We start from the raw sequence: 18230 nt of genomic DNA on the forward strand, positions 1-18230 counted from the left end.
CATGAAACAGAAGCGCCTCCTGCACGCCGTTGTCGCGGCGCTGTGCGCCCTTCCCCTAGCCCTACCCCTGGCCGCGCTGGCACAGCAGCGCAATATCGACGTCGACGTCACCCAGGTGCAGGGCAAGCTTGACCGCATGTTCAACCTGTCCATCGGCGCGGGGCGCGCCAACGAGGGCTTGCGCGCCGACTGGCAACAGCAACTGGCCGAGATCCGGCGCGACGCGGGCTTTCGCTACATCCGCTTCCACGGCTTGTTGACCGACGACATGGGCGTGTACAAGATCGATGCCCAGGGCAAGGAACAGTACAACTTCCAGTACATCGATGCGCTGTTCGACTACCTGCTCTCGATCGGGATCAAGCCCTTCGTGGAGCTGGGTTTCATGCCCAATGCCATGGCCAGCGGCACGAAGACCATCTTCTGGTGGCGCGGCAACGTCACGCCGCCGCGCGACTATGGCCAGTGGGAGCGCCTGATCGAAGCCCTCACGCGCCACTGGACCGAACGCTACGGCCGCGACGAGGTGGCAAGCTGGTACTTCGAGGTGTGGAACGAACCGAACCTGGACGGCTTCTGGGCCGGCACCCAGGACGAGTATTTCAGGCTGTACGCGCATGCGGCGCGCGCGGTCAAGCGGGTCGACCCGTCCTACCGGGTCGGCGGACCGGCCACCGCCGGCGCCGCCTGGATTCCCGAGATGATCGCCTATGCCGACAAGAACAAGGTGCCGCTGGACTTCGTCAGCACCCATTCCTACGGCGTGAGCCAGGGCTTCCTCGACGAATTCGGCACCACCGGGACGATCTTGAGCCGCGACGATATGGCGGTAGCCAGCGACGTGCTCAAGAACCGCAAGGAGATCGCCGCCTCCAGCATGCCCAAGCTCGAACTGCACTACACCGAATGGAGTTCGTCGTACACACCGGCCGATCCGACCCACGACAGCTACCACCAGGCCGCCTACATCCTCAAGAAGCTCAAGCAGAGCAGCGGCGCGGTGCAGTCGATGTCGTACTGGGTGTTCACCGATATCTTCGAAGAGCCGGGCCCGCGCTTCGAGGCCTTCCACGGCGGCTTCGGCCTGATGAACACGCAAGGCATCAAGAAACCGGCCTATTTCGCCTACCAGTTCCTGAACCAGCTCGGCCACACGGAGCTCAGGAATGCGGACAAGGATTCCTGGGCCACGCTCGACGACAAGGGCAATGCCCAGGTCCTGCTATGGGACGTGACCCATACGCTGCCCGATAAGGTCAACAACCAGCAGTTCTATATCAAGGACTTGCCGCCGAAGCCCAAGGGCCAGGTCGCGGTGGCGCTGCGGGGCATGAAACCGGGCGCCTACGCGATGACCGTGTCGCAGGTCGGCTACAAGCAGAACGACGCCTTCACGGCCTATATCGGCATGGGCTCGCCGAAACAACTGAGCCGGCAGCAGGTCGCGGCGCTCAAGGCCCAGGCCACCGGCAAGCCGTCGCAGCAAAAGACGGTCACCGTCGGCGCTGACGGACGGCTGGCCACCAGCCTGCCGCTGCGCGAGAACGACGTCTACCTGCTGCAGTTCGCGCCTGCAAAATAACGCGTCAGCCTCGCGCCAGGATGGCAGTGATCGCCGCATCGGAACGTTTGTAGAACGCCGGCCATTCCTGGTCATAGCTCGCCCTCGCCTTTTGCGTGAGCGCGCCTTTCGAGGTGAAGATGTGCAGCAGACTGCCATCGCGCTCGACGACGACCTCGGGCGTGACGATCTCGGACTCGATGACCTTCTCGCCCGGGTTCTTCGCGATCGGTGTGAAGCGCCCGGGGACTTCGACAACCTGCACCCGGCCGTCCGCTGCCTGCCTGATATGGATGATCTTGGTCTCTCCCGGCCCCATCGCGTCGCGCAGCCGGGCGATGCCCGCATGCGCCTCGCGCGCCGCCCTGGCATCGAAGCCTCTTTGCAGCATGTCGACCACGACACCGAAGCCGCCGAGGTATTTCGAGATGGCCGGGTCGACCGGCTGCGGCCGCTGGAGACCTTGCCAGGCCATGCCGAGCATGTCGACCATGGTCGCGCTATCGAGCCCGGTCGCGGCGACCGGCGCGGCGACGTCCGGCGCCGGGGCCGTCGCCACGGCGGCGGCGGAAGTCTCGGTCGAGCTGGCGGTCACGGTCGACCCGCCATCAGGAGCGCGCGGATATATCGCCGGACCGCCGGCGGTATTATCCGCGGACTGCTGTGTCTTTACGTCCGCTTTGGCCGTCGACTGCGGCCACCAATCGAATGCTGCGCAACCTGTCAGCCCGAGGATCGAGCCGGCGAGCACTGTACGCGCCAAGAGCAACTTCATCGCGACCTCCCTGAATATGCGTCGATAGAGGGAGCATCATGACGCGCAGCGCGGACGGCACCTTATATCTATAACAAGCCAAGCGCCGGTTTGCACTTCGTGGTGGTGAAGCATTGGCCTCGACATCCGACTACGTTAGAATCGTGCAACGCTGATCGCTTCGATCCAGCGCTCACTGGTCACGCAACAATACGGGAAAAGATATGGCAAAGAAGGAAGAAGAACTGGACGAAGAAACATTGGCGTTCATCCAGTGGTGCATCGAAGTGGAAGGTTTCCTGGTCGCCGGCGGCGCCACCGTCAAGGAGGCCCAGGATCACATCGAGGAAGAGATCGAGTGGTTCACCGACCAGTTCTACGATTCGCTCACGCCTGAAGAGGCCGCGAAGGAAGCACTGGCCTGAAAACCGCTCAGCGCGGGTAGGTGAAGCCGGTGCGGATATCCATCGGCGCCAGCTTCTCGCGCGTACGCACCGTCAGGCGCTGCGGCGGCTCCTCGCCGGCCAGGGCGCCCGGCGTGAACGGCAATCCTTCCGCCTTGCGCACCAGCGCATCGCAACGCTCGTAGACGTTCGGGCAGCCGGTGGCCGCCAGCAGCGCCTGCACCACCGGCACCTTCCACAGGTCGACGCCGCCGGCATTGAACTGGCAGATCAGGTAGCCGCTTGGGCCGCCATAGCCCTGCACAACCAGGCCGGGCAAGCCATCCTTTTCCCCATCGATCAGCCCGATCAGCGCATCCGGCCCAATCGCGCGCCAGGTATCGGCGCGACGCTCGAAGGCGGCCTGCACGCGGCGCTTGATGAGCGCATGGTCGATCGCTTCATCCTCACGCAGGGTCCAGACGCGGGCCGCGATCTGCGACTTGCCGTTGTAGGCGGCGCGCGCCAGGAAGTGGCGCGACGACGACTGCACGAGGGCGGTGACGCCGATCTTGTTGCGCTCGTGCGGCTTGCCCTCGACTTTTTCGATGGCGGACTGGTAGATCCAGGGGTCGCCGGCAAGGATCGACTTTTCCTTGCCCTGCTTGATGGTGATGATGAGCATGTGCGGCTTTCTTGACTAAGGGCGGGATGATATCACTGCCCCTGCCATCACACTACCAGCCCATTCGCTTGCGCACGAAAACCGTCAGGAGATCGGCGTTCGCCTGATGCTGCGCCACCCGCGGGTGCTTGCCATAGCCCGTGAACGGGAAGAATAGCGTGTCGATGCGCGCGTCACCCGCCGTGCGCAGATTCCTGACGGCGGTCTCTACATAACCAGGCCAGGGCGAACCGGCCTTCGTCGCATCCATGCTGCCGAGCGCGCACACGATATAGGCCTTCGGGTACAGGGACCGGACGCGCGCGACGAAGGCCTGATAGGCCGCGATCCGCTGCGCCTCATCGGGTTCGGGTTGCAGCTTGCGGTCGCGCCCGATCAGCCAGCTGTCGTTCTGCATCAGGTTCACCACCACCACGTCCGGCGTCCAGCGCGAAAAATCCCAGCGGCTGTCGTTGTCGCCAACGGCGCTCAGCTGGTCATAAAAGTCCGGCATCGTGAACGGGAACCAACTGATCATGATGCCGATGCCGCCCTGCGAGGTGAAATGCGCTTCGGCGTCCAGTTGGCGGGCGGCGATCGCGGCATAGGAGCGGTAGTTGTTCTTGTCCTTGCCGTGGTGGTCTTCGCCATCGTCTGGAGCCTCGTTGCCCATGCCGCTGGTGATGGAGTCGCCGAAGAATTCGATGCGCCGTCCCGGCCTGGCCGCCGGTGCCTGCAATGATGCTTTATCGTCCAGCTCCAGGCCAAGGAAGACGGTGGCGCCCTCCTCGCCCTCGGTGCGCTTGGTCAGCAGGAGCCGATGCGCTCCGGGCTTCAAGCCGTTGGCCACCAGGTAGGTCTTCTTGCCCTTGTCGAGCTGCAGGATGATCGGCCGTTCGGTGTCGCCGTCGATAAAGACGTTGTAGTAATTCTTGCCGTGCTGGTCGTCGAGGACGATGGCCAGCGAGGTGCCGGTGAAAGTGGTCGCCACCGACGTGCCGGGCCAGCTCAGCAACGGCGCGCGGCGATCGCTGACATCGATGCGGCCCGTGTACTGCAGGTGCTGGTGGTCCGGCGTCACCGTTTCGAGTGCGTGCGCCGGCGCCAGGTGGAGCAGCGCGGCCAGGGCCACGCAGGTCGCGTAAGAGAAGATATTCATGAGTGTCGATAGAAAAAGCCGGGCACGCGCCCGGCCTGTGGTTACAGCTTGATGCTCACCGGCTTGCCTTCATAGACCACCGACTTGTCCGACGCATCCATGTCGGCTGCGGTCGATACGCCCGGCTTGATCAGGCGCACCTTGAACTCGCGCTTCTCGACCATGCCCTGGTAGCGTCCCGCGCGCTCGCCAATCTGCACCACGCCGGCCTTGTCGTCGTAGCTGATCGGGATGCGGCTGGCTTCACCGCGCTGGTAGCCGTTCGAAACGCCGTCGTCCTCGTACAGGGTCGCCACGCCATTCGCCCCGGCGTACACGAACACCGTCACCGGCGCATCCGGCTTCTCGTCGACGTACTGGGTCACTGGACCGGCAGTGATCACCGAGCCTGCCTTGACGAACAGCGGCATGCGCTCGCGCGGCGCCTGGATGGTGCGGGTCGCGCCGCCCTGGTGGCGCTCGCCGGTGTGGAAGTCGTACCAGTCGGCGCCGGCCGGCAGGTAGACCTGGCGCTGGCGCGCCTTGTACGCGTACACCGGCGCCACCAGGAACGATGGGCCGAACATATACTGGTCCTTGACGTTCTTGGCCTTCTCATCGTTGGGGAAGTCCATCGCTAGGCCGCGCATCATGGTGCCCGAGCGGTAGTGGGTGTCCGACGCGACAGTGTAAATATACGGCATCAGGCGATAGCGCAGCTTCAGCCACCACACCATATTGTCGCGCATGGCGTCGTCGCTGGCGGCGATGTTGTAGATCTCGCGCTTGACCACCTCGCCGTGCGAACGGAACAGCGGCGTGAAGGCGCCGAACTGGAACCAGCGGTGATTCAGCTCGCGCCACTCTTCCATGTCTTCCGGATTGGCATTGGCGCGGCTGGTGACGCGGTTTTCCTGGGCCGAGCCGACATCGCCGGTCTGGAACCGCACTTCCTGGGCGTAGCCGCCGATATCGTGGGTCCAGTTCGGAACGCCCGACATCGACATATTGGTGCCCGAGGCGATCTGGTCGTACAGATTGTTCCAGCGCCCGACCGTGTCGCCGCTCCACACCGCCACCGCGTTACGCTGGATGCCGGCGAAGCCCGAGCGCGACAGGATGAACTGGCGCTTGTCGGGCTGGTCGCGCTTGAGGCCATCGATCATGGCGCCCGTGCTCACCAGGCTGTAGGGATTGAAGGTGATCTCGCCCGCGCCGTACACGGTCGGCCCGATCAGCTCCTTGAAGTCCTCCAGGCGGCTGTTGGACAGCACATCCGGTTCGGTATTGTCCATCCACCAGGCGTCGAAGCCGAGGTCGACCAGCTTGCTCTTGAGCTGACGATAGTAGATCTCGCGCGCTTCCTTGGTGTACGGATCGTAGTGGCTGTTGAGGTAACCCTTGCCGACCCAGTCGCGCGAGCCGTTCTCGACGTTCTTGGTCCACATATGGCCCTTGGCTGCGAACTCCTTGTAGTTGTCGGTATTGGCGTAGAACTTGCCCCACACCGACAGCATGATGCGCGCATTCTGCTTGTGGACGGCGTCGACCAGGCCCTTCGGATCCGGGAAGCGGGTCTTGTCGAAGTCGTGCGAACCCCAGCCATCCTCGGGCCAGTAGAACCAGTCCTGCACGATATTATCGAGCGGCCAGCCGCGCTTGCGGTATTCGCCCAGGGCGTCGAGCAGCTGCTGCTGGGTCTCGTAGCGCTGGCGCGACTGCCAGAAGCCATAGGCCCATTTCGGCATCATCGGCGCCTGGCCGGTCAGGTGGCGGTAGCCGGCGATCGCGCCGTCCATGCTGTCGGCGCTGATCACGTGGTAGTTGATCGCCTCGGCGATCTCGGACGACATGGTCAGCGAATGGCGTTCCGCGCTCGGCAGCGGGTTGTTGTGGGTGATGGCCACCATGCCGCCCGACGGCTTCCACTCGAGGTGCAGCTTGACCGGCTTGTTCTTGTCGAATTTGACCTCGAAGTTGTGGTACCACGGGTTCCAGCCCATGCGCCACACGTCCATTACTTCCTTGCCGTCCACCGTCAGCTTGGCGTAGTCCGATGAATAGAGCTGCATCTTGTGCACGCCCGGCTTGTCGCTGCTCATCGTGCCTTCCCACACCACGCGCACGTTCTTGAGGTCCTTGGCCGGCGTGAGCTCCTTGGGCCAGTTCTCGTCCACGTCCTTCAGGTATTGGTAATCGATGTCCTTTTCCTGGCGCGTCAGCGCCAGCTTGCCATCGACGTAGTAGCGTGCGGTCAGGCCGGCCTGCTTGCCGTCCGGGCTGCGCAAGACCAGGTCGCGCGACATGTGGTCGTAGGGCGTGGCGTCGCCGAAGCGCGAGATCGAGTTGTTGTCCCACAGGAGGCCATAGCCTTTGTCCGACACCACGAAGGGCACGGCGGCGATCATATTGTGCTGGGCCAGCAGCACGTCTTCGCCGTTGTAGTTCATCTGGTTGTTCTGGTGCTGGCCCAGGCCGTAATAGGCGTCTTTGGTGCCGTGGTTGAAACCTTGCTTGATCGCCAGGAAGGGCTTGCCGCCGACGTCGACCGGCTGCATCGACTCGGACGCCTGCGCCAGGAAGCGCTTGCCGGCGGCGTCGAAGAACTGGACCTGGCCGTCTTTCAAGGACACGGTGGCGGCAATCTTGCCGGCCTTGAGCTGCACAGCGTCCTTGCCCGGCGCCACCGTGAACGCGCATTTGTCGGCGCAAGGCGTCGCCACCGTCATGAGCGAGGGTGTGAGCGTCTTGTTGTCCTGGGCGAGCTTCACCACCTGGATGATGTTGTCGCTCATGAGGTTCAGGCGCACCACCTTGGCGCCGGTGTCGGGCCTGACCTCGATGCCGGTGGCGGTCTGCTGGAAAGTGCCTGCATGGGCCTGGAGCCCAGAGGCGAGGAACAGCACCGCGGCTGCCAGCTGTGTCATACGCATTGTCGATCTCCTGTAATAATCGTTGTTATTCCTGGTACGTACCGAGCCTGACCTTCAGCACCACCGGCGTCGCCGGCAGGTTCAGGCCATAGTCGGTCTGGTCGCCGTTCCAGTTGCGCTCCATGACCCAGCGGCCATTGGCGTCGAAACGGCCCTCCTCCACCCGCGCCAGCAGCGAAGGCTTGCCTGCGTTCGGGCCATCGCCCGCGAACTTCACCCGCGCCTGCTGGCCGACGAGCACGAACTCGCTCTCGCCAACCTGGGCGATGGACACGCCGCCACCCGGCTTCACGGTTCCTTCCTTGTATTCGCTCTTGTCCTTCAGGTACTGGCGCTCGCCGAACTGGAATTCGCGGAACGACACGGTCGCCTTCCAGCCCTTGAGCGCCACCGTCTGCGGCGCGCGGTCGTCGCCCTCGGCCACGCCATGGGTGCGGCCCTCGAAGGCCCAGCGTGCCCACTGGCGCTGCATCGGTGCGAACACGCCATACACGGTGGCGAAAGGCTCGATCATGCGGCGGTCGGTGTACTTGGAGCCCAGCGGGTAGTTGCTGTAGTCGAAGTAGTCGAGCCCGAACGGCGCCACGCCCAGGGCGCCCATGCCGAGGATCTGATACACATAGCGCGCATAGCCCGCCGCATTGCCCATCTCGGGCACCATCAGCGCATTGTCGGGCCGAAGGTAGGATTTGAGCACCGCCGTCACCTTGTTCGACTCCGGCATGTAGATGTCGGGCGCCGCCAGGTCGATGTGCGGCGCGGCAGCCTTGTAGATGTCGATCACGTCCCAGGTCGGCCCACCGCTGGCGAAGTTGGATTTCCACGGCGCTGCCGGCTTGCCGTCGAGCGAAGGCTCGCGCAGGGCGGCGTTGACGAACATCGGCAGGTCGTACACCGCACGGCCGGCCTTGGCGATCGACTCGATATAGCTGGCGATAGCCCAGGAATGGAAGTACTGGTCGGCGTAGTCGCCATACACCTGGCGCCAGCTGCCCTGGGTCACGCCCGCCACCTTCGGCTTCTGGCGCGCCAGCACCGCGGCCGGCACCGGCTGGCGGAAGGCCGCCTCGGCGAGTTCGCCATGGTCGCGCGGGACGCCGTAGGTGCCCACCTCGTTCTCGACCTGCACCATGATCACGGTGCGGTGACCGCTGTCGATCTTCCTGATGTGCTCCATCATTTTCACGAAGGCGCGCCGATCGAGCGCCAGCGTCTGCTCACCGAACGGGGAATGGCTGTAGACCGTCTTGCCGTCCTTGTCCTTCATGCGCGGGAAGCGCCGGTTATCGAACTTGACCCACTCCGGCAGGTAGCCGGGCCCCGTGTTCTTCCAGGTGCCGAACCAGACGAGGACGACTCTGATATCGTTTTCACGCGCTTGCGAAACGAGGGCGTCGAGGAAGCTGAAGTCGAATTCTCCTTCTTTCGGCTCCACCTGTTCCCAAGCGATCGGCATCTCGAGGGTATTGGCGTGCGCGTCCTTGAGCGCCGCCCAGACCTTGGGCAAGGCGCCCGGATAGTTGCTGGAGTTGTGGGCCTGGCCCGCGAGCATCAGGAACGGCGCGCCGTCCACCATCAGGGCGTGCCGGCCATCCTTTTCGACGAGGCGTGGCAGCTCGGGGTCGGCGGCCGCTGCGCCGGCGCTGGCCAGCAGCAGGCATAGCGACGCCAGGCGGCGGGCGATCTGAGTCATGGTCATGCTGGTTGTCTCCTTGGTTGTCGTTCTTGTCTTTAGCGGAACTGCGCCGCGTCCAGGCTGCGGCTCTGGTCTTTCGCCAGGTCGATCTCGATAAGCTTTGCGCCATAACGTACCTTGACGGGACCGCCGTCCCCGGCCACCGCGCGCACGGTGGCGGCCTGCAAGCGGCCATTAGCCCAGCGCAGGTCCACCTCATAGCCACCACGCGCACGCAATCCCTTCACCGACCCACGCGCCCAGGTCGACGGCAGCGCCGGCAGCAGGTGCAGCTCGCCGCCCTGCGACTGCAGCAGCATTTCCGCGATCGCCGCGGTGGCGCCGAAATTGCCGTCGATCTGGAACGGCGGATGGGCGTCCAGCAGGTTCGGATAGGTGCCGCCGGCGTTGTTATGCTCCGAAAAGATGCCGGCCTGTTCGGCGGCGCGCGCGCCCGGCGCCGCCAGCAGGCCGCGCAGCATGCGGTGAGCACGGTCGCCGTCGTGCAGCCTGGCCCAGAACGCCATCTTCCAGGCCATCGACCAGCCGGTGCCGGCGTCGCCGCGTGCTTCCAGGGTGCGCCGCGCGGCGCGCGCCAGTTCGGGCGTGCGCACGGCATCGATCTGGCGTCCGGGGAACAGCGCGAACAGGTGCGACACGTGGCGATGGGTGTCCTGCGGCGTGTCGAGCACCGGGTCTTTCTTCTCTTCAAGCCATTCCAGCAGCTGGCCCCAGCTGCCGATGCGCGGCCCGGCCAGGCGGTCGCGCATGGCGGTCAGCGTGGCGCGCAGCTCCGGATCGACTTGCAGGATGCCGGCCGCCTCCACCGTGTTGTTGAACAGGTCCCACACGATCTGCTGGTCGTAGGCGATGCCATCCTCGACCGGGCCGTGTTCCGGCGACCAGCCCTGCGGCGCGACCAGGCGCCCGTCCGGCAGCTCCTTCAGATAGTCCTGCCAGAAGGCGCTGGCCTCCTTCATCATCGGGTAGGCCACCTCGCGCAGGAAGCGCTCGTCGCGCGTGAAGGCATAATGTTCCCAGAAGTGCTGGGCATACCAGGCGTTGCCGGTCTTGTTCCACAAGTAGCCCATGGCGCCGAAGGGATTCGACTCGGTGCGCAGGGTCCAGCCGCGCACCGCCTGGCCGTCGGCGCGGCGGAATTCCTCGGCCGTGGCGCGCCGCCACACCGGGGCCACGCCGCTCACGAAATCAAAGAATGGCAGCGCCAGCTCGCCAAGGTTGGTCACCTCGGCCGGCCAGTAATTCATCTGGATGTTGATGTTGGTGTGGTAGTCCGAATTCCACGGCGGCGTGAGACTGTTGTTCCACAGGCCCTGCAGATTGGCCGGCAACGAGCCGCGCGAACTGGAAGCCAGCAGGTAGCGGCCGTACTGGAAGTACTGGGCCTCCAGCTCCGGGTCGCGTCCCGCCTTCGTGTAGGCCAGCAGGCGCGCATCGGTCGGCAGCGCCCGGCGCGCGGCCGGCGTCTCGCCCAGGTCGATCGCCACACGTTTTAGCAGGCGCTGGAAGTCATCCTCGTGCTCTGTGCGCAGCGCGCCTGGCGAGCGTGCCGCGGCCTTGTCAACCTGCGCGGTCACGCGCGCCAGCGGATGCCCGCCGTCGAAGTTGCGCGCGGCGTCGAGCACGTAACTGGTGCCGGCGCCAAGTATCAGGGTCAATCCATCGGCGCCGGCGAAGGCGATGCGCGTGCCGTCGGCCACCAGCTTGCCGCCATCACTGAGCACCTGCACCTGGCTTGCGTACGACATCACGTTGCCGCTCGGCGCCTGGTCGGGCAGCGCGAAGCCGGCCAGCGTGCCAGAGGCATACAGGCGGCCGTTCGCGACAGCGAGGTGGGCACCGTGGCGGTCGGTCAGGGACACGGCGCCGGTATAGCGGCCGGGCCGGTCGGCAGTCAGGCGCAGCACGATCACCTGCGCCGGGTGACTCGCCCAGGCTTCGCGCCGGTAACGCACGCCACCATGCGTGTAAGTGACGGTGTGCACGCCGCGTTCGAGGTCGAGCGTGCGGCGGTAGTCGGTCACGCCGTTCTCGTGGCCAGCCAGCTCGACCAGCAAGTCGCCGAAGGGCTGGAAGGCGCCCATGGTCTGGTCGTCGCCGGTCCACAGCGTGATGTCGTTGAACTGCAGGTGCTCGCGGCCGGGCTGGCCGAACACCATGGCGCCGATGCGGCCATTGCCGATCGGGAGCGCCTCTTTCTCCCAGCCCTGGTCGTTGTCCTGGGCGGGCCGGTCGTAGCGCAGCACCATCTCGGGTGCGGCGCTGCTGCTCGCCGCCAGCACGAAGGCGCAGGCGCCGAGCAGCAGGCGCAGGCTGCAGAAGATTTTCATATCGGACCAGGCCTTCCGTAGACGATGCCTCGGCCTGCGGTGCTCATATAGACCACGCCGAACCGGTTCATGTCGCCGACGATGAAGTGGCCGTCGCCAGGGCCGCCGTACTGGTGGGCGTCGTCGTTGATGCGCTGCCAGCTGCGCCCCAGGTCGAGCGAACGGTGAATGCCGCGCACGCCCTTGACGCTGCCCCAGATGTACACGGTCGGTTCAAGCTTGCCCGGGGCAGCCTTGCCGAAACCGACCGCGCCGCAGTAGCCGACGCCGGCCAGCGGCGCGAAGCTGGCGCCGCCATCGAGCGAGCGCACCAGGCCTCCGTCCTTGAGCGCCACCCACAAATCGCCCTCGCGGCCCGGTAGCGGCCGAATCAGTGTCGAGCCGCCCGGCGGCAGGCTGGCGCGCGGCGCGAAGCTGGCGCCGCCGTCATTGCTTGCCATCAGGGCCTTGCCGTCGTAGGCATAGAACACCTTCGGGTTGACCGGATCGGCGACGGCGCGCAAGTCGCGGCCCGCCAGGCCAGCCACTTGCGTCCAGCTGGCGCCTTCGTCATCCGACCGGTACAGGGTCGACGAGCCCTGCGGCGTATGGACAAGGGTCGCGCCATCGCTCGACATCGCGATCGTCCCGCGCTTGCCCTGCAGCGCCGGCGTCTGCGTCCAGGTGACGCCACCGTCGCGGGTCACGAGCATGGCGTCGCCCACCCTTACCATGCTGCCCGGGCGCCGGGCGGCGGCATCGAGCCCGGTGGTAGTGCCGATCTCGGGCCGGTGGATGCGACCCGGGCGCGCCGGATCGTCGTGCACGAAGCCGTCGTAGTCGCCGATGGCCGAGACCAGCGGCGCGCCCGGCATGCTGACCAGGCCGAGCGGCACCGTCTCTTCCAGGCCTTTTACGGTAAACGTCCAGGTGGCGGGCGTGGCGTCGATATCGGGCGTGCGGAACACCCCGTTGCCGGACGTGACCCACACCGCGCGCGAATCGAGCGGATCGAATTCGACCGAGCCGGCCCAGTGGATTGCATGGCCTTCGAGCCAGGGCACGCCGGCCGCGTCGCGCTGGAAGCCGCGCGCGATCACGTCGACCCAGTTGGCGCCGGCATCGTTCGACACGAAGATGCGGTCGCCGCGCGCATCGCCCTGGGCGATGAAGGTATTGATGGTGGAGACCACCAGCCGCTTGGGGTTCCTCGGGTCGACGCTGATCCCCGCGAAAGGCCGGGTCGATCCCACCGGCGTCACGTTGCGCCAGGCGCCGCTGGCGATCTCGTACTGCCACACCTGGCCGCGGTCGATCGGCTCGCTGCCGCTCTTGTCCGGGTGCGGGCCGGCGCCGTTGGCATAAGTGATGTACAGCTTGCCGGCGCCGTCGAAGGCAGCGCGCTGCGGCATCAGCCCGGCCGGGCTGCCCGCCACCGGCACGAAGGTCGCGCCGGCGTCGTCGCTGCGGTACAGGTTGGGGCCGACGCCGCCGAAGCGCGACACGCCGACGAACAGCCTCTGTGCGCGGCCCTGCTTGACGCTGGCGGGATCGGGCAGCACGATGTTCAGGCCCACGTCGTTGGGGGTGGTCGTCACCGCCAGCGCAGGGTTGCGTTGCCAGGTGCTGCCAAGGTCGGCGCTCTCGAACAGGCCGTCGCGGCGTGAGCCCAGGTAGAGGCGCTTGCTGGTCCCCGGATCGACGGCGAGCCGTTCGCCGCCCTGGCGTCCGAAGCCGTTGCCGTGGGTCTTGAACTGGCCGCTGACGTCGATCACGTCGAAAGTCTTGCCGTAATCGGTCGAGCGCAGGATGGCGGTGCGTCCGCCGTTCAGGTAGGCGATGCCGGCCAGCAGCCACACCCGGCCGGCGTTGTCAGGGTCGATCGCCAATGCGTCGATGCCCAGGAAGCCCGTCTGGTCTTCGCCCACCCAGTCGAGCAGCGGCGTCCAACGGCCTTCTTTCGCCCGCCACAGGTAGGCGCCGCCGACGTCGGTGCGGGCGTAGGCGACGCCCGGTTCGCTGCGGCTCGGAACGATCGCGGTCACGAAGCCGCCGCCGCCGATGGCGACGCTGTCCCAGACATAGCTGGCGCGGTCCTGGGCGACGGGGGCGGCCATGGCCGCGGCGGCGACGCACACGGCCGCAACCACGCCCAGGCTCGAGCGCCAACCCATGCCGGGTCGACGGGCGATCGTGGTACGCATCATGTCTCCTGCCTGTATTTATTATTGACTTGCTTGCAACCATGCTAATCAATACAGGGAGGCCTTGCAACTAAAATGTTCGCGCTAACAGAAAACGTTATCATTCAGGCTGGATGTTTTATCGCCGATCCCGCTTCAGCGTCTGATTGCGTATGACATCGAGGGCTTGAAACCTCCCCCATCAATTCCAACTAGGAGATCCACCATGAATATCAGCGGCGAAATGATCATCGGCCACCAGATCCTGCGCGGCAGTGCCGGCGTCGCGCGCGCCTACAATCCCGCCAGCAAGCAGGACCTCGAGCCCGAGTTTGGTCTGGCCACGCCCGCCGACCTGGCCCGCGCCTGCGAACTGGCCGATGCCGCCGTCGAGCCCTATCGCGCACTGCCCCTGGAACTGCGCGCACGCTTCCTGGAGACGATCGCCCAGCGCATTCTCGACCTGGGTCCGCTGCTGATCGAACGCGCCGGCCAGGAAAGCGGTTTGCCGGCAGCCCGCCTCGAGGGTGAACGTGGCCGCACCGTGAACCAGCTGCGCCTGTTCGCCAAGGTGGTCCGCGACGGCCACTTCCTGGGAGCGACCCTGGATTCGGCCCTGCCCGAGCGCACCCCGCCGCGCTCCGACCTGCGCATGCGCAAGATCCCGCTCGGCGCGGTCGCCGTCTTCGGCGCCAGTAACTTCCCGCTCGCGTTCTCGGTGGCCGGCGGCGATACCGCCTCGGCGCTGGCCGCCGGTTGCCCGGTCGTGGTCAAGGCCCACAACGCCCACCTCGGCACCTCGGAACTGGTCGGCAAGGCCGTGCTGCAGGCCGCGCTCGAATGCGGCATGCCGGAAGGCGTGTTCTCGCTCGTGATCGGCGAAGGCAACCAAATTGGTGGTGACCTGGTGAGCCACCCTGCGATCCGCGCCGTCGGCTTCACCGGCTCGCGCGGCGGTGGCCTGGCGCTGGCTCAGATCGCGGCCAAGCGCAAGGAGCCGATTCCCGTGTACGCCGAGATGAGCAGCATCAATCCGGTCTACCTGCTGCCGGGCGCGCTGGAAGCGGGCGGCGCCAAGCTGGCCGGCGCCTTCGTCGATTCGCTGACCATGGGCGTCGGCCAGTTCTGCACCAACCCGGGCCTGGTGATCGGCCTGGCCGGGCCGCAGCTGGACGCCTTCCGCGACGCCGCCGCTGCCGCGCTGCAGCTCAAGCCGGCCGGCACCATGCTCAGCGCCGGAATCCATCAGGCGTATGACAACGCCATCGGCAAACGCACGGGCGTCGCCGGCGTGCAGCTGGTGGCCAACGGCAGCCAGGAAGGCCCCGGCTGCGCCGCACGCGCCGCCCTCTACCAGTGCGACGCCGCGACCTTCCTTGCCAACCCGGCGCTGGAAGAAGAGATCTTTGGACCGGTGTCCCTGCTGATCGTCTGCCGCAATCAAGACGAGATCCTGGCCGTGACCCGGCACCTGGAAGGCCAGCTGACCGCCACCGTGCACGCCCTCGAGAGCGACCATGCACTGGCCGGCGCCCTGCTTCCGCTACTGGAACGCAAGGTGGGCCGCATCCTGTTCAACGGCTTCCCGACCGGCGTCGAAGTGTCGTATGCGATGGTGCACGGCGGGCCGTTCCCGGCGACCTCGGATGCCCGCAGCACCTCGGTCGGCGCGACCGCGATCGAGCGCTTCCTGCGTCCGGTGTGCTACCAGGACGTGCCGGCCGGCCTGCTGCCAGAGGCGCTCAAGGACGGTAATCCGCTCGGGATCGTGCGCCTGGTAGATGGTGAAGTGAAGCTGGCGTAATCAAGGTTGAATCGAAGACGTCTCTTCAATCGTTGACGCCTGAACGTCGTCCCCGCCTTCGTGGGGACGACGTTTCGAGTGACCTCAGCGCGTAGTGCTGCGCGTCGCCACATCCAGCCACACAGCCAGGGTCAGGATCAACCCCTTGACGATCATCTGCCAGTAAGCGTCGACGTCGAGCATCGACATGCCGTTGTCCAGGCTGGCCATCACCAGCGCGCCCACCAGGGCGCCATGCACGGTGCCGGCGCCGCCGCGCATCGAGGTGCCGCCGATGAAGCAGGCCGCGATCACGTCCAGCTCCGCCGACACGCCGGCCGACGGCGAGCCGGCCGCCAGGCGCGCGGTGTTGATCAGGCCAGCCAGCGCGCACATCAGGCCCATCAGGCCGAAGATCCACAGCTTCACCTTGCGCACGTCGATGCCGGACAGCCGCGTCGCCTCCATATTGCTGCCCACCGCATAGATGCGGCGGCCGAACACGGTCTGGCGCGCGATGTAGCTGAACACGCCCATCAGGGTCAGGAGAATCAGCACCGGCAGCGGAATGCCCTCGTAGCTGTTGAAGGTGGTGATCAGGCCGGCCAGCGCCACGCCGACCAGCGCCACCCGAGCCACCGAGCGCCACAGCGCGATCACCGGCAGTCCGTGGCGCGCCTGGTTCACCCGCTGGCGCCAGGCCAGCACGCCGGCCAGCGCGAACAGCAGCACGCCCAGCCCGATCCCCCAGGCCGGCGGCAGATAGGCCTGCCCGATCTGCTCGAAGCCCGGCGAGACCGGCGCCACGGTGGCGCCGTCGGTCAGGCCCAGCACCACGCCGCGATAGGCCAGCATGCCCCCGAGCCCGACGATGAAGGACGGTATGCCCGCATAGGCCGTCAAATAGCCGTTGAGGAAGCCGCAAAAGAGGCCCGCGCCCAGCACCACCGCGATCGATAGCGGCAGCGGCATGCCGTGGGTGACGTCGAGCACCGCCGCCATCCCGCCCAGGAGGCCAAGCAACGAACCGATCGACAGGTCGATCTCGCCGGCGATGATGACGAACACCATGCCGCAGGCCAGGATGCCGGTGATCGACATCTGGCGCATCAGGTTCGAGACGTTGCGCGCCGAGGTGAAGCCGCCCTCGGTCATCCAGTGGAAGAAGGTCCAGATCAGGGCGACCGCCACCAGAAGGGCCAGGATCTTGTATTGGGTGAACAGCCGCTTGAGTGTCGTTGTATCCATGGGAGTCGTTTGCTTGTCAGCCCTGGCCCAGGGCGGCGGCCAGCACCGTCTCCTGGCTCAGGCCATCGTTGAGAAAATCGCCGCGCAGCCGGCCTTCTTGCAGCACCAGCACGCGGTCGGACACGCCCAGCACCTCGGCCAGCTCGGACGAGACCATGACGATGGCGATGCCCTGTGCCGCCAGTTCCAGCATCAGGCGGTAGATTTCAAACTTGGCGCCGACGTCGACGCCGCGCGTCGGCTCGTCGAGGATCAGCACCTTGGGGCCGGTCAGCAGCATTCGGGCCAGTACCGCCTTTTGCTGGTTGCCGCCCGAGAGCGCCGTGATCGGCAGCGCGGGGCTGGCGGTCTTGAGCGCCAGGCGCGCGATCTGTTCGCTGACCGCGCTGGTTTCCTCGCCGTCGTCGATGCGGGTCAGGTGCGCATAGCGCTGCAGCACCGACAGCGTGATGTTCTCGCCCACCGACAGGTCGCGCACGATGCCGTGGTGCTTGCGGTCTTCGGGCACCAGGGCGAAGCCGGCGCGGATCGCCTTCATGGGTTCCGATGTATCGACCCGTTGGCCTTCGAGCCAGACCTCGCCCTCATGGCGGCCCGGATAGGCGCCGAAGATCGCCGTCACCAGCTCAGTGCGGCCGGCGCCGACGATCCCGGCGATGCCGAGGATCTCGCCGCGCCGCACCTGGAACGAGACGTCGTCCACCTTCTTGCGGCGCGGGTTCTCGGGGTCGTAGCAGGTGATGTGGCGCGCCTCCATCACGACCTCGCCGATCGCGTGAGGGAACGACGGATACATCTGGTTCATCTCGCGCCCGCACATCTGGGCGATGATCCGGTCCACGCTCATCTGCGGCATCGGCGTGGTGGCGATGTGCCTGCCGTCGCGGATGACGACGATGGTGTCGCAGATGGCGGCCACTTCTTCGAGCTTGTGCGAGATGTAGACGCAGGCCACGCCGCGCGCCTTCAGGTCGCGCACCGTCCCGAGCAGCACGTCGATCTCGGAGGCGCTGAGCGAGGCCGATGGTTCATCGAGAATCAGCAGCCGCGCATTCTTGTTCAACGCCTTGCCGATCTCGATCAGCTGCTGGTGGCCGCCGCCGTAATGCTTCACCGGCAGCACCACGTTCACGTCCGGCAGGCGCAGGCCGCGCAGGATTTCCTCGGCGCGCCGGTTCATCGCCGGGTAGTCGAGCCGGCCGCCAGGCAAGGTGATCTCGTTCCCCAAAAAGATGTTCTCGGCCACCGACAGCTCGGGCACCAGCATCAGTTCCTGGTGAATGATGATGATCCCCGCCTCTTCGGTCTCGCGCACCGAGCGCGCGCGCAACGGCTGGCCGTCCCACACGATCTCGCCGTCCCAGCTGCCATGCGGGTAGACCGCCGACAGCACTTTCATCAGGGTCGACTTGCCAGCCCCGTTCTCGCCGCACAGGCCGACGCACTCGCCCGACTGGATCGCCAGGTCGATGCCGTCCAGCGCGGGCACCCCGTCGAATCGCTTGGCGATTCCCTTCATTTCAAGCAGATAGCCCGACATCGCAAGACTTCCAAGGCGTGAAAAAATCCCCGGGCCGC

At 66.2% G+C, this 18230-nt stretch carries 12 protein-coding genes; 3 read left to right on the forward strand and 9 right to left on the reverse strand.

The genetic code is table 11. From position 1 onward, the window contains the following. Position 1: 1 nt before the first annotated feature. Positions 2-1582, forward strand: a complete 1581-nt coding sequence (locus tag SOM61_RS11840) for a GH39 family glycosyl hydrolase (protein WP_320474283.1) — start codon at positions 2-4, stop codon at positions 1580-1582. A 4-nt stretch (positions 1583-1586) separates the two neighbouring features. Here the strand turns inward: SOM61_RS11840 and SOM61_RS11845 are convergent, their stop codons facing one another. Next, positions 1587-2336: a hypothetical protein gene (locus tag SOM61_RS11845; protein WP_320474284.1), complete on the reverse strand. Its 750-nt coding sequence runs from the start codon at positions 2334-2336 to the stop codon at positions 1587-1589. 203 nt (positions 2337-2539) lie between these two features. Between SOM61_RS11845 and SOM61_RS11850 the strand changes: the two genes are divergently transcribed. Beyond that, positions 2540-2740, forward strand: coding sequence for a hypothetical protein (locus SOM61_RS11850; protein WP_123072150.1), 201 nt, complete (start codon positions 2540-2542; stop codon positions 2738-2740). Positions 2741-2747: 7 nt separating this feature from the next. Here SOM61_RS11850 and SOM61_RS11855 read toward each other — a convergent pair whose 3' ends face one another. Genes SOM61_RS11855 through SOM61_RS11880 form a run of 6 tightly spaced genes read right to left on the reverse strand, consistent with a single transcriptional unit; the run spans position 2748 to position 13645 of the window. After that, positions 2748-3383: a class I SAM-dependent rRNA methyltransferase gene (locus SOM61_RS11855; protein WP_320474285.1), complete on the reverse strand. Its 636-nt coding sequence runs from the start codon at positions 3381-3383 to the stop codon at positions 2748-2750. Between the two features lie 52 nt (positions 3384-3435). Continuing rightward, entirely contained in the window at positions 3436-4521 is a 1086-nt protein-coding gene (locus SOM61_RS11860) for an SGNH/GDSL hydrolase family protein (RefSeq protein WP_320474286.1), read from the reverse strand. Positions 4522-4562: 41 nt separating this feature from the next. Further along, positions 4563-7433, reverse strand: coding sequence for a glycoside hydrolase family 31 protein (locus SOM61_RS11865; protein WP_320474287.1), 2871 nt, complete (start codon positions 7431-7433; stop codon positions 4563-4565). 25 nt (positions 7434-7458) lie between these two features. After that, complete coding sequence (locus SOM61_RS11870) at positions 7459-9132, reverse strand: GH35 family beta-galactosidase (protein WP_320474288.1); 1674 nt, start codon at positions 9130-9132, stop codon at positions 7459-7461. 32 nt (positions 9133-9164) lie between these two features. After that, positions 9165-11459 carry a glycoside hydrolase family 95 protein gene (locus SOM61_RS11875; protein WP_320474289.1) on the reverse strand — a complete coding sequence of 765 codons (2295 nt, stop codon included), beginning with the start codon at positions 11457-11459 and terminating at the stop codon, positions 9165-9167. Continuing rightward, a complete protein-coding gene (locus SOM61_RS11880) occupies positions 11456-13645 on the reverse strand; it encodes a beta propeller repeat protein (RefSeq protein WP_320474290.1) in 2190 nt (729 codons plus the stop codon). The genes SOM61_RS11875 and SOM61_RS11880 overlap by 4 nt, the downstream gene beginning before the upstream one ends. A gap of 202 nt (positions 13646-13847) precedes the next feature. Between SOM61_RS11880 and SOM61_RS11885 the strand changes: the two genes are divergently transcribed. Next, positions 13848-15425: an aldehyde dehydrogenase (NADP(+)) gene (locus SOM61_RS11885; RefSeq protein WP_320474291.1), complete on the forward strand. Its 1578-nt coding sequence runs from the start codon at positions 13848-13850 to the stop codon at positions 15423-15425. A gap of 84 nt (positions 15426-15509) precedes the next feature. Here SOM61_RS11885 and SOM61_RS11890 read toward each other — a convergent pair whose 3' ends face one another. Together SOM61_RS11890 and xylG are read right to left on the reverse strand one after the other, a co-directional pair. After that, positions 15510-16652 carry a sugar ABC transporter permease gene (locus tag SOM61_RS11890; RefSeq protein WP_320474292.1) on the reverse strand — a complete coding sequence of 381 codons (1143 nt, stop codon included), beginning with the start codon at positions 16650-16652 and terminating at the stop codon, positions 15510-15512. A 16-nt stretch (positions 16653-16668) separates the two neighbouring features. Further along, positions 16669-18192, reverse strand: a complete 1524-nt coding sequence (gene xylG, locus SOM61_RS11895) for a D-xylose ABC transporter ATP-binding protein (protein ID WP_320474293.1) — start codon at positions 18190-18192, stop codon at positions 16669-16671. Positions 18193-18230 lie beyond the last annotated feature (38 nt).

The organism is Massilia sp. CFBP9012, from assembly GCF_034045115.1.
Taxonomy (GTDB): domain Bacteria; phylum Pseudomonadota; class Gammaproteobacteria; order Burkholderiales; family Burkholderiaceae_D; genus Telluria.